This window comes from Acidicapsa acidisoli, assembly GCF_025685625.1.
GTDB classification, from domain to species: Bacteria; Acidobacteriota; Terriglobia; order Terriglobales; family Acidobacteriaceae; genus Acidicapsa; species Acidicapsa acidisoli.
Map to the genome: position 1 here is coordinate 943,983 of NZ_JAGSYI010000002.1, position 12,727 is coordinate 956,709.

7 protein-coding genes are annotated in these 12,727 nt (G+C 58.2%); 5 read left to right on the top strand and 2 right to left on the bottom strand.

The genetic code is table 11. The annotated features are described in order from the left end of the window. Positions 1-176: 176 nt before the first annotated feature. Positions 177-3,761: a TonB-dependent receptor gene (locus OHL23_RS13915; protein ID WP_263352510.1), complete on the bottom strand. Its 3,585-nt coding sequence runs from the start codon at positions 3,759-3,761 to the stop codon at positions 177-179. A gap of 291 nt (positions 3,762-4,052) precedes the next feature. Here OHL23_RS13915 and OHL23_RS13920 point away from each other — a divergent pair, with 291 nt between their 5' ends. The 4 genes from OHL23_RS13920 to OHL23_RS13935 all read left to right on the top strand — a co-directional run bounded on the left by OHL23_RS13920 (position 4,053) and on the right by OHL23_RS13935 (position 10,583). Then, the gene (locus OHL23_RS13920) at positions 4,053-5,981 is read left to right on the top strand and encodes a glycoside hydrolase family 15 protein (RefSeq protein WP_263352511.1); all 1,929 of its coding nucleotides are present in this window, start codon (positions 4,053-4,055) and stop codon (positions 5,979-5,981) included. 175 nt (positions 5,982-6,156) lie between these two features. Then, a complete protein-coding gene (locus OHL23_RS13925; protein ID WP_263352512.1) occupies positions 6,157-8,994 on the top strand; it encodes a UPF0182 family membrane protein in 2,838 nt (945 codons plus the stop codon). Between the two features lie 270 nt (positions 8,995-9,264). Further along, the gene (locus OHL23_RS13930; RefSeq protein WP_263352513.1) at positions 9,265-10,011 is read left to right on the top strand and encodes an HAD family hydrolase; all 747 of its coding nucleotides are present in this window, start codon (positions 9,265-9,267) and stop codon (positions 10,009-10,011) included. Positions 10,012-10,109: 98 nt separating this feature from the next. After that, positions 10,110-10,583: a (deoxy)nucleoside triphosphate pyrophosphohydrolase gene (locus OHL23_RS13935; protein WP_263352514.1), complete on the top strand. Its 474-nt coding sequence runs from the start codon at positions 10,110-10,112 to the stop codon at positions 10,581-10,583. Positions 10,584-10,607: 24 nt separating this feature from the next. On the opposite strand, the gene OHL23_RS13940 is transcribed toward OHL23_RS13935, so the two are convergent. Then, entirely contained in the window at positions 10,608-11,846 is a 1,239-nt protein-coding gene (locus OHL23_RS13940; RefSeq protein WP_263352515.1) for an Nramp family divalent metal transporter, read from the bottom strand. 270 nt (positions 11,847-12,116) lie between these two features. Here OHL23_RS13940 and OHL23_RS13945 point away from each other — a divergent pair, with 270 nt between their 5' ends. Next, positions 12,117-12,701, top strand: a complete 585-nt coding sequence (locus OHL23_RS13945) for an LOG family protein (protein ID WP_263352516.1) — start codon at positions 12,117-12,119, stop codon at positions 12,699-12,701. The last annotated feature ends 26 nt before the right edge of the window (positions 12,702-12,727 follow it).

Here is a 12,727-nt window from a genome sequence, read left to right on the forward strand (position 1 = left end):
CTAGTTCGATTATGTGCTTCGGAATGCTCAAGCGGAGAACCGACGACCGATTCGAGAACCACACTCAATACGGAATCAACTTTATTAACAATGGGGAATTAGGGCTGTCCGTTAGAGTCAGGAGCTGGGCCGCTCCTGACTCCAACGCTCCTGACTCGAACCGACATTGCCCAATTTCAGAACGACAGTTTCAGGGCGAGTTGGATAAGGCGAGGATTATTCACGGTGGAATTGACAGCACCGAATCCCGGAGCTTTTAAATCGTTCACCGGCGAACCAAACTGTGTGTGATTGAAAAGGTTGAAGAACTCGGCGCGGAAGTTCAAGCCCATCTCTCTGCGAGGTAGCGCGAACTGTTTGACAACGGAGAAGTCCGTGTTGACGAAATCGGGCCCGACAACCGGGACCCGCGCCGCATCTCCCAACTGGCCGGCCGGGGGCGCCACAAAGCAGGACGCGTTGATCCATTGCAGCTTGCTGTGGTTCGCGACGTGAGGATCGCAACCTGCGACCATGTCAGGCCGGTTCCAATTGTTGTCATTGCCGCCGGTATTGAAGGTGACGCCGGACTGGTTGTTGGAATCGATCAATGGAACGGGAAAGCCCGAAGATGCTCGTTCGATCAGCGTCAATTGGAAACCGCCAAGCATGGCGTTGGTCAAGCCATTCCAATTGTTGCCAAACTGCTTTCCGCGGCCAAAGGGCAAGTCATAGATCACGCTGCCTGTGAAGCTGTTGGCAAGATTGATTTGCGATAAGGACCAATCCAGGTGTTGCCAGTTGGGAAGTGGGAAAAAGGGAGCGCTCACCTCGGAACCCAGGCCATCGGTTAACCCGTTGTCAAACGTATGAGACCACGTGTACGCAAACAGAGCATAGAGGCCGTGCTGCGGCGTCTTGGTCTCCAGTTTGACCTGCAGCGAGTCGTAGTTGGTCTTGCCCACATCGCCGAAGAGGAGAATGGCATTGCCCCCGGGGTCGGTAGCAGCATAGGGCGCTGTGTACGGCGCACCGCCAGGCAGGCAGCCGATCATGTAGGAACCGCCCGCGACGCATCCACTGGGACCGCTGGTGTTGAGGTTGTTGCCGGCCACGAGAATGTGTGTGCCCCGGGAACCGGCGTAGCCTTCGGTCAGGACCAGATTGCCGGCCAACTGGGTCTCGATGTTCACGTTGAATTGCTGCACCCGGCCCAGCTTGAGATTGGTGGGCTCGGTATAGAACGAGCCTGTAAACGCAGCGGCGGTCGGCGGCGTTGGAATGGTCGCGAATCCGTTGGAAAGGCTGATGTTCTCGGGGGTGCCTCCCAGGACGGTGGCGCAATACGAAGTGGAGAAGGCGCAGCCGGTGGAGAAGGTGGCGGGAAAAGCGTCCGACTCGCCGAGAAAGGGCGGGTTTTGCCAAAGGCCCTGCGCGCCCTGACTCCAGGCGGAGTCGTGATAGAGCGCGTAACCTGCGCGGAGGACGGTCTTCTCGCTGCCGAGGACCTTCCAGGCGGCGCCGATACGCGGTTCGAGAGCGGTCTTGTCCATTTGTACGCCGGCTGAGGCACTCACGCCATTTTGATTGGCGACGAGAAGCTGGCCGGTTGCGGGAATATAGTTAGCCAGGCGGTTGTGCTGCTCCGTGGTCGGAGTCGTCAAATCCCAGGCTAGGCCGAGGTTGAGGGTGAGCGATGAAGTGACGCGCCAATCGTCCTCGATGAATGGTCGATAGATCTTCCAGCGGCGCCCAGTGACCGGCCCGTCGTAGGTCTGGTCATGAATGGCAAGGCCGGGGATGCCGAGAAGGAAATCCGCCTCGGTATTGCCCGGAACGTTGGCGCTGCTGAGGCCGGTAAAGTTGCCAAAAACGCCGACGATCCAGAAGCCATCCTGAAAGGCCTCGGTGCCCACGTTCATCTGGTTGCCGCGGAAGTCTAGCCCCATCTTGAGGTCATGCTTATGCAGAGCCCAGCTCAGCGTGTCCTTGAAAGAGTAGATGTTGGTTCCACCCTGGAACGGAGAGTAGCCGCGATCACCGAGGGACCAAAAGCCGGGGCCGCCTCCCTGAAATTCCGTCGAGACAAGGCCGCAGCTATATGCGCCGGGAGGGCAGGTGCCGTTGATGCATCCCAGATTGGCGCCGGGAATGCCGAGGTTAGCAGAGGCGCAAGTCCCATTGTCTTGCGAATCGATGTAGTCGAAGATGCGGTTGTAGCCAAAGCTCGCCTGGTTGACCATCGTGGGAGAGAACACATGCGTCTCGCCGATAGCCGCATTGCGCGCATGGTTTCTAATCCGCTCGTTGCTGCCGAAGGCGTTAGACTCGGCAAGCCCCGGCGCACCGCCAGGCACAAACGAATACGCCTGGTCGTAGCTAAACCGGCCAAAGAGATTGTCCTTGCCGGACAGCGTGTGGTCCAGGCGGCCATCGAACTTGGTTTCATCCAGTTCACGCACCGGCTCATTGACGTAGTTGTAGCCAGAGCTGGGGTTGTTGGCGTTCGGCGCGGGATAAATGTTCATCATCCCCTGTCCGATGCTGCTGATCAGCCCGGATGGAATCTTGTTGCAAGGAATGCCCGAAGCCTGACTTCCATCGGGATTCGCAGCCAGCGGATTTCCCGCGCTGTCGCACTGGAAATACACATTGGGATAGACCGTCGCACTGGTTGACGCGCCAATCATATTCGGATTCACGATGCCCAGACCCGAAACAGGGTTGCCGAAAGCGTCGTTGGAAAAGTCGCCCGTGCGCATGGCCATCGAAGGCACCAGGCCCGTAAAGGCAATCCCGTGGAGCTGATATTTCTGTTCGCCATCGACGAAGAGAAAAGTCTTGTTCTTGCGAATCGGTCCGCCGATCGCGCCGCCGAACTGGTTTAGGTTGAATTTTTCCGGCGCGGTGGCAAAGTAACTTTTGGCATCGAGATCTGTATTGCGCACAAATTCGAAGAGCGTTCCGTGAATATCGTTGGTCCCGGATTTTGTGGTGACCAGCACGGTCGGCCCGGCTCGCGTGCCGTATTCGGCGGAGTAGGTATAGGTCAGAACCTTAAATTCCTGGATGTCGTCGATTGAGGAGAAGATGCCGATGCCGCCAGCAGTCAGTTCGTTATTGTCGACGCCATCGAGCAGCCAGTCCGTGCTGTTGGGGCGCGAGCCTCCGACTGACAGGGAGAAGGAACCGCGTGCGGCCACCTCGCTGTCGCTGCCGGAGGTGAAAAAGCTGTTGGGGTTGGTTTCTGCCGTGGCGCCGGCGGTGAGCGTGGCGAGTTGCACAAAATCGCGGCCATTCAAGGGGAGTTGCGAGACTTCCTGGGAAGTGATGACCTGACCGAGCGATGGATTGGCTGTCTCGACAGCGACCGCGTCACCGGAAACCTCCACGGTCGTGTTTACGGTGGCGGGGTCGAGTGAAAAGTCGAGTTCGCGAGCTTCCTCATTGTGGAGGGTTAAATCTCTGGATTCAGCGCTTCGGAAGCCAGGCGCATCCACATGCACGGTGTAGGTTTCAGCGGGAAGTAAAGGGATCAGGTAGTGCCCGGAAGTGTCCGTCTTGCTGTCTCGGGCCAGGCCCGTTTCCTGAACGGTAACGATGACTGTAGCCCCTGGTACGGCCGATCCGGACTTGTCGAGAACATTGCCGGAGAAGCTTCCAGTGGCCTGGGCATGAATGGCCGGAGCAATTAATAGTGCGAGAACAAAGACGACACCGGAAAGTAGAAATTTCGGAAATCTTGCATCGCCTGATGCTTCGGACGATCTCGGACAATTCATGGCAACCATCTTGCGTTTCATAGTCAAAACCCCTTTTCGGCAAATCGGCTAAGGTGGCTTTTGTATCGACTGCGCTGCGTTGAATTACTAGACTGTAAGAATTGGCTGGTAGAAAGTCAACGCAAGTTTTGGCGGATTCGGCGTTACCGCGGCATTTTCAGGACTTTTAAGGCAACTTCTTAAGCTGACTGGCTTTACGGGGCCGGGCCAACCATCCGTTTGAAAGCCCATTGGCCGGAATCGCCGGGTGAGTTGCGGAATTCAAGCCATTACGGCGAAACTGAGCGGGCCATGTGCTTTATCCGCATCCTCTTCGCTATCGCTTGCGCCAGCCTGTTGGCATCCTCGGACGCCGTTGCTTCGCACCTTGTCACCGGCAATGGATTCGGGTTCGCGGTGGTGTCGCCGGAAACAGCCACGATCACAGGGTTCTACACGCATCCGTACAGCTTTGTCCGGCCTGAACCCGGTAATCCGCTCAGTGAAGGAGTGGAAACCGCTAATTTCATCAAGAGTATTGGCTGGGGCGAAAGCGCGTTGCCCGGCGCGTCGGCTGATTACGAGGAAGATTCCCACATTGTCCGCGTGCGCAGCGGGAATGGCGAAGGAACTGTGTATATGCCCTTCGGCTTGCGCCGGGCGGCTCTCGTTCTCAGTTGGGAACCGGGAGGTGGAAATGCGCGTCCGGGTGGCTTGCAGGTGGAATGGAGGCATCCCGTCCGGTCCCAAAAAGCTGTGCGCCTGTCGAGCGTCGAGATGCAATTGCTGAAATTCGACGATGTGCCGGAGTCATTGCTGCTCATTCCGCTGGGTACTGAGCGAGCGCATTCTGTCTCACCGCAGCAGGTTCTCGCTTCAAGCTTGGCATGGGCACTGGTTTCGGTGGAAGGCGATGACGAACTGGAACAGGCTGCTCAGGACTTCATCCGGTGGCGCGCCGGACTCGCGCCGCAGGCGCTGGTAAAGCGGGAGATGGCAGAACTTGAGGAATGGCGCGTCAAGCCGTCCGTCCACTTCGCCAGTGAACTAGAGCGGCATCTGTGGCGTCAAAGCGAGGTGATGCTTCGGATTGCGCAGAGCCGTGAGCCTAACCAGCCCGGACGGCACAACTTCGGCCTCATCGTTGCCAGCCTGCCCGATGGCGCGTGGGTGACGCCGTGGGTGCGCGACATGTCGTATGCGGCTGTTGCGTTGGCACGCATGGGGCATCGCGATGAGGCTCGTGCTGCGCTGCTGGCTTACTTCAACGCTCAGCCAACGGGAAAGATGCGGGAACAGACGCAAGGGGCCGATTATCAGATCTCGGTTGTCCGCTATTTTGGGGACGGCTCGGAGGAGCCATTCTTTACCCAGGAAGGCGATACCAATATCGAGTTCGATGATTGGGGCGAGGCGTTGTGGGTGCTGGGGGAATATCTCAAGTTATATGACGATCCTGATCTGCTGCGCACGGCCACCTATCGCGGAAAGCTCTACGAGAGCGCGAGGGATTTCGTGATGAAGCCGCTGATTGCCAACTTGCAGAAGTACGGCGATGGCTTGATTGTCGATGCCGACACTTCGATCTGGGAGGAGCACCAGAAAGACAAGAAGCACTTCGCGTTTTCCACGGCTGCCGCTATTGTGGGCTTGCGCGATTTTGCGGAGGTCGCACAGCGGGCGGGGGATGATGCGACGCGCACCCAGATTCTGAATCAGGTGTCCCTGTTGCAGAAGGGGTTCAATGCCGCGTTTATACGGGAAGGTAAGCTGCGAGGAACCCTTGAGGAAGGGGTGAAGAACGACATTGATGGCGCCCTGCTGGCAATTATCGATTTTGGAATTGTCACGGATCTGGCTGTCGTGCGCGATACCGTTCAAAGAATGGAGCTTCTGAAGGTCGATTCAGGCGGCTACAGGCGTGTGCGCAGTACATACACTGATCCGGCCATCTTCGAGTATTGGTATGAGAGGCAGGAATTTCTGTTTGTCGATTTCAGCCTTGCGGAGGTGTATTGGCGGCTGGGAAGGAATGCTGAAGCGGCTGCGATTCTCGAACGCATCGTTCGCAAGGCAGCTGCGGATCACAACATTATCCCTGAGATGTATGTTGCTTTGCCTTGCCGCCTGTTTCCTGGAAAAATTGGCGACCCTACAGGCGCGTTGCCCATGGTGGGATACGGCGCGGGGGAATATATTCTGCACCTGATAAAGCGCGAAGCGATGCAGAGCAAACATTGACTACGTGTTATCGCCGCGTCCGTGCAGGGTTAGCGGAAGAGGACTACATTGGTTGAGGGAGCTTGCCGGGCATCGGCACGGCGTGGTTTCAGAAGCCAGGCTTCCGGCCGCAACGACTTACAGGCGCGGCTTATGCAATTTTGATGGGTACGAGCGAATAAAGCGGGGTTGAGGATTGCCGGAAACAATTGATTGGCCGCAAGACACCTATCCGACGCGAAAAAGTCGTCGCAAAGTTATCTTTTTCGTAGCCGTTGTCGCGGTGATTCTCTTTGGGAGCCGGACGGCGCTCTCCTATTTTGTCGAGGCGCTCTGGTTTCGGTCGCTGGGATATGGCGGAGTATTCGCGAAATCGCTGGGCTTGCAGTGGGGAATCTTCGCTGCCTTCGCGGTAGTCACTTTCCTTGTTCTCTACGGAACATTTGGCCTGCTGCGGCGGGCGCATTATGCGGATTTGCCCAGCGGCCACACCATCATCATCGCCGGGCAGCCGGTAAAGCTGTCGGTCGAGCCGGTTATCCGCGTTCTGGCCGTCGGCGTCTCGCTTCTCGTTGCCGGAATCAGCGGAGCCGCGATGATGGCCGAGTGGCCTGCGCTGGCGCTCTTCTGGTATGCGCCACAAGCCAGCGGCAAGGTGGCCGACCCTATCTTTGGCATGCCTCTCAACTTTTATCTCTTCACCCTGCCCGCGTGGCACATACTGCTGAACTGGCTGCTGATGCTTGCCGTGCTTCCCTGCATCATCGCCGGCCTATTTCTGCTGATTACCAGCGGAGCCAACGCGGCCCTTGGTGCGCTTGACGGGCATCGCGTGCGTTATGGACTCTCGGCGACACGGTGGCGGGGACTCTCGATTGCAGTCGCTTTTCTGCTTCTGGTTGCGGCTCTGCGCGAGTACGTCGGCCGCTTCGACCTGTTATTCGATCCGCATACAATCTTCCAGGGAGTCAGTTACACGGACGCGCATGTTTCGATCATCGGAATGCTGGTGATCTCGATTGCGCTTGTCCTCGGCGCGGTCATAGCGGCAGTTAGCGCGGTCCAGGCCTCGCGCAGCCGTTTGCTGGTCGCCGCGATCCTGCCCGCCGCGGTTTGCTATGTGGTGTTTGCAGTGGTTGGCTGGTATGTGGGTAACTTTGTCGTGAAGCCGAACGAGTTGGTTCGCGAACAGCCTTATATCTCCAACAACATTGAGATGACGCGGCAGGCATTTGGCCTGGATAAGTTCCAGCAGCGCGAGTTCCCGGCCGAAACCACGGTAGGCGCTACCGATCCCGCGAACAATCAGGCTACTTTGCAAAACATCCGCCTGTGGGACTGGCATGCCTTGCAGGATACTCTGCGCCAGATTCAGGAGATTCGCACTTATTACGACTTCCCTGACATCGATATCGATCGCTATGAAATCGACGGCAAAAAGCGCGAAGTGATGCTCGCCGCGCGGGAGTTGAATGTCGACAAACTGCCTGAGAGCAGCCGCAACTGGATCAACGACAAGCTGATCTACACGCACGGCTACGGCATCACCATGAACCCGGTGAACGGCTTCACCTCGGAAGGATTGCCGACGCTGATGTTGAGCAACATGCCGGTCCAGAGCACGGTGTCGGGCCTTGATGTGAAACGGCCCGAGATCTATTTCGGCGAGATGACCAACACCGATGTCTACGTCAAGACGCGTCAGCAGGAGTTCAACTATCCGCAGGGGCAGTCGAACAGCCTCACTTCGTATGAGGGCACGGGCGGTATTGTGCTGGGTGGCTTCCTGCGTCGGATTCTGATTGCCATTGACCGCAACGATCTCGGCAAACTGCCCTTCAGCGACGACGTGAACTCAGCTAGCAGGCTGCTGATGCGGCGCAATATTCGCGACCGCGTATCGGCTCTTGCGCCCTTTCTGACATTTGAGCAGGACCCCTATATCGTACTGGGCAACGATGGCAGGCTCAGGTGGGTGATTGACGCCTTTACTACCTCTGACAACTATCCGTACTCCAGCCATTACCGGGTCGACGACCAATCGATCAACTACCTGCGCAACAGCGTGAAAGCGGTGATCGACGCATACGACGGGACGACTACGTTTTATGTCTTCGATGACCAGGATCCAATCCTGGCAACTTATCGACAGATATTTCCCGATCTCTTCAAGGACAGATCGACTATGCCAGCCGGACTTGGCAAGCATGTGAGATATCCGGAGCTTCTGCTGAAGACGCAGGCGGAAGTCTACGGTCTTTATCACATGACCAATCCCGAGGTCTTCTACAACCGCGAGGACCTGTGGACTGTCGCCGCGGAAGTCGGCCTCGGCGATAGCGGCGAGCAGACAACGATGGCGATGCAGCCGAATTTCGTGCTGATGAAGCTGCCGGGCGACGATGGCGAGGAGTTCGTTGAGATACTGCCGTTTACTCCGGCCAACCGTAACAACCTGATCGGATGGATCGCGGGGCGGAGCGACGGCGCCAACTACGGAACCGCCGTCGTCTATGACTTTCCCAAGACGAAGCTGGTGGATGGTCCGCTTCAGATTGAAGCGCGCATCGATCAGAATGCGCAGCTTTCGGGTCAGTTGACGTTGTGGAACCAGCAAGGTTCGCACGTCCGGCGCGGAAGCCTGCTCGTCATTCCCTGCGGCAAGGCGCTGCTGTATGCCGAGCCGATCTACCTCCAGGCCGAGCGCAGCCCGATGCCGGAGCTACGCCTTGTCGTGCTGGCGTTGCAGGACAAGCTCGCCTACGGAACGACCTTCGAAGCGGCCCTGGCTTCGCTATTCGGCGGAAATGCCTCCTCTTTGACCGCCACGGAAGCGCCGCAGCCATCGGCTCCGGCGCAGTCTGTCGCTGGAGCGCCGCAACCGGTGGCCGATCTGAACGGGCTCATTTCCGAGGCTTCCAGGGATTTCGCCGACTATCAGCGACTCACCTCGGAAGGAAAGCTTGGCGAAGCCGGGCAGAAGCTGGAACAGTTGAAGCGGGCACTCGATAAGTTGAATTCGTACAAGAAGTAAGCTGCTACTCCGCAGGCCGCCGCGAAGTGGTTCGTGTTCTTCGCGGCGGCTTATCTTTGTATTGACAATGCAGCCGCAGGATGCGATGTCCGTCTACAGCGACCGCCCCTATTCGCCAAACGTTCACGTTGCGGGAATAGGCAAAAAGGGCTGTTCTAGGCGAAAATGGTAGAAATGCCGATTGAATGCAGATCCGTTAGAGATTGGTTGAATTGGGACGGGGCCAACTTCGGATGCGCTCAGGGCGAGGTTGGACGAGGTTGAACAAGCGTGACACCTACACAAGTTGAGATTCCAGGCTGGACTGCCGCTGAAATGGAGCGGCTGGTTGTTGAACTGAATCCTAAGGTTGCGGTTTTCGATTGCGACGGGACACTCTGGGGCGGCGACGCCGGATACGGCTTCATGATCTGGTCCATCGAGCAGGGGCTGGTTTCGCGCACGGCAAGCGACTGGATCGATACGCGCCACCGGGCTTACCTGGCGGGCAAGATTTCGGAAGTGGAGATCTGCGGCGAGATGACGCAGGTGTATGCCGGGTTGCGCGAGCAGGAGATGCGTGCTGCCGCCGCGGAGTTCGTAAAGAACCATGTGCAGCATCATGTCTTCGTTGAGATGGCGCGCTTGATTGAGGTTTTGCGGTCGCGCGGCGTGACGCTCTGGGCCGTTAGCTCGACCAACAAATGGGTCATCACAGAGGGAGTGCGGCAATTTGGCATTCCCGAGGAGCGTGTCCTGGCGGCCGAGGTGAGAGTTGAAAGCGCGCTGCTGACAGCCGACCTGATCGATGTTCCCACGGATGAGGGCAAGGCAACCTCGCTGCGACGAGTGGGCCTGGACCAGCCAGATGCGGTCTTCGGCAACTCGATTCACGATCTGGCGATGCTGGAGATTGCCCGTAAGGCTTTTCCTGTCAATCCTTCTCCGGCGTTGCTGGCGGCTGCGGCGAAGCATGGCTGGGGTTATTTCCGGCCGGCTGCCGCGGAGGGTGTTCACGCCGCTGTTGCCGGCGAGTAACCGGCGCAGGAGCAAAAGGGGCGCGAAAGAGGATTTTTCAGCTTGGCCCCGGAAACGGCTACACTGTTTCTGTGACGGAAGAGCAGCCAGAGCCCGGAGTGGATTCTCCTCCTCAGAACGATCCGGTAGAAACAGCGGTCAGTGGCGCAAGTGGAGCACAGAGCGCCCGGCCCAACGCGTTGCGGCTGGTGGTGGCCGCGCTGATGCTTCGCGGCGACGAAGTGCTCATCTGCCAGCGCAGGCCCGACCAGCCGATGGCGCTGCAATGGGAGTTCCCTGGCGGCAAGATCGAGCCGGGGGAAGGTCCTGAGCAAGCGCTGGCCCGCGAACTGAACGAAGAGCTGGGCATTGAAGCCACCATCGGTGGTCGCGTCACGCACATTCGCCATAATTACCGGCATGGAGGGGCGGTCGATCTGCAATTCTTCGCGGTTTACGAGTTTCGCGGCGAGATTGAGAACCGGATCTTCAAAGAGGTGCGCTGGGTGAAGCTCGAAGACTTGCCCAACTATGACTTCCTGGTCGCCGACCGGGGGCTGATCAAGGATCTGGCGGCTGGGAAGCTGCTGTAAGGTCCGCGTCTCAGTGGTGCGCCCTCAATGATGAGCAAAGATCAGCGCCACGTTCAATCCGATCACAATCAGGCTCGTGGCCCAGGCGATTACATTGAAGAGCCTTGAATTCGTGTGCTCGCCCATCAGGTCCTTGCGGTTGATCAGGATCAGCATCAGCACAATCACCACCGGCAGCAGGATTCCGTTCAGGACTTGCGAAAGGATGGCCATGCTGACCAGTTGCGAATCCGGCAAAGCGAGGACGGCGATGGCTCCTCCAGCGATCAGCAGCGTGTAGAGCCAATAGAAGAACGGCGCTTCCTTGAAGCTCTTGTCCACGCCGGATTCGAGGCCGAGGCCTTCGCAGACTGTGTAGGCTGTCGAAAGCGGGAGGATGGAGGCGGCAAAAAGCGACGCATTGAAGAGGCCGAAGGCGAAGAGCACGAAGGCGTAGTTGCCGGCCAGAGGGCGCATAGCGTCGGCCGCGTCCGATGGCACTTGGATCGCTCCCATCCCGTGGACGAAGAGCGTGGCGGCACAGGCCACAACGATGAACCATGCGACGATATCGGTGAAGAAGCTGCCAACGACCACGTCGAGGCGCGAGGCGGCGTAGTCCTTGACGCGAATGCCCTTTTCCACAATCGAGGATTGCAGGTAGAACTGCATCCATGGCGCGATTGTCGTGCCGACCACGCCGATGGCCATGTAAATGTAGTCGCTGGTCCACGCGGTACGGCGCGGCATCTGGACGGTGGCCAGGAGTGCGTCGTGCCAACTGGGCTGCGAGAGCACTCCTGCGAATATGTAGGCGATGTAGACGACTGAGGCGATGAGGAAGATCTTCTCGACCTGCTTGTAATCTCCGCGCACGGCCAGGAACCAGACCAGGACTGCGCAGATGGGCACCGAAACAAAGCGCGAGACGTGAAAGAGGTGCAGGCTGCCGGCGATGCCGATGAATTCAGTGATGACATTGGTGTAATTGACGATGACCAATAGGAGCATCATGACGACGGTGACGCGCAGGCCGAATTCCTCGCGGATCAGGTCGCTGAGGCCTTTGCCTGTTACAACGCCCATGCGGGCGCACATCTCCTGTACGACGATCAGGGCGAGAGTGATCGGGATCATCGTCCAGAGCAGCGTGTAGCCGTACTGCGCCCCGGCCTGCGAATAGGTGAGGATGCCGCCGGAGTCGTTATCGACGTTGGCGGTGATGAATCCCGGACCGAGGACGGCCAGAAACAGCATGATCCGGATTCGCCAGCGCTTCCACATCGTCACTCTTCCCGATTCCGGCCATGCCGCTAAGGTAGTAATCCTTCCTGAACATATCACCCCGGACATGCCCCGGACACGCATCAGACCTGGCGGACGAATTAGCAAAAAATGGACCTCAGAGCGCCTCATCAAACACCGCTTCACCTCTTTGTTTTCAGGTCTTGTTTTCAGATTGATCCGAAGGCATGTTTCGGAAGTGCGAGCCAGTCGGTTAGGATCATTCGCTGATCTGGTTTTCTCAAGAACAAGTTTTCTCAGGAACAAGTTATGGTGAAACGAATTTGTGTGTTTTGCGGTTCCAGCTCCGGAACCGGGGAGATGTATGGCGACGCTGCGCGGGAGGTTGGGCGTGAGCTTGCCCGGCGCGGGATCGAACTGGTCTATGGCGGAGGCAAGGTTGGCCTGATGGGCGCGGTTGCGGATGCCTGCCTGGCGGCGGGCGGACGGGTCACTGGCGTCATTCCCCAGTTGCTAAAAGACAAGGAAGTCGCGCATAACGGGTTGACCGAGCTGCTCGTGGTTCAGACCATGCATGAGCGCAAGGCCCTCATGGCTGACCTCGCGGACGCCTTCCTTGCGCTGCCGGGCGGCTACGGGACATGGGACGAGTTGTGCGAGGTGCTGACTTGGTCGCAGATCGGGATTCAGCGCAAGGCCAGCGCGATCCTGAATGTGAACGGGTATTATGATCCGTTGCTGGCGATGGCGGATCGGGCTGTTGCGGAGGGATTTCTGCGGGATATTCACCGCGAGCTGTTGTTAACCGACACAGAACCCGCGCGATTGCTGGACCGGATGGAGAGCTACACGGTGCCGTTGGTCGACAAGTGGATGGACCGGAAGAATCGATAGTCTGGCCGACAGGCTCGCCGTAGCTC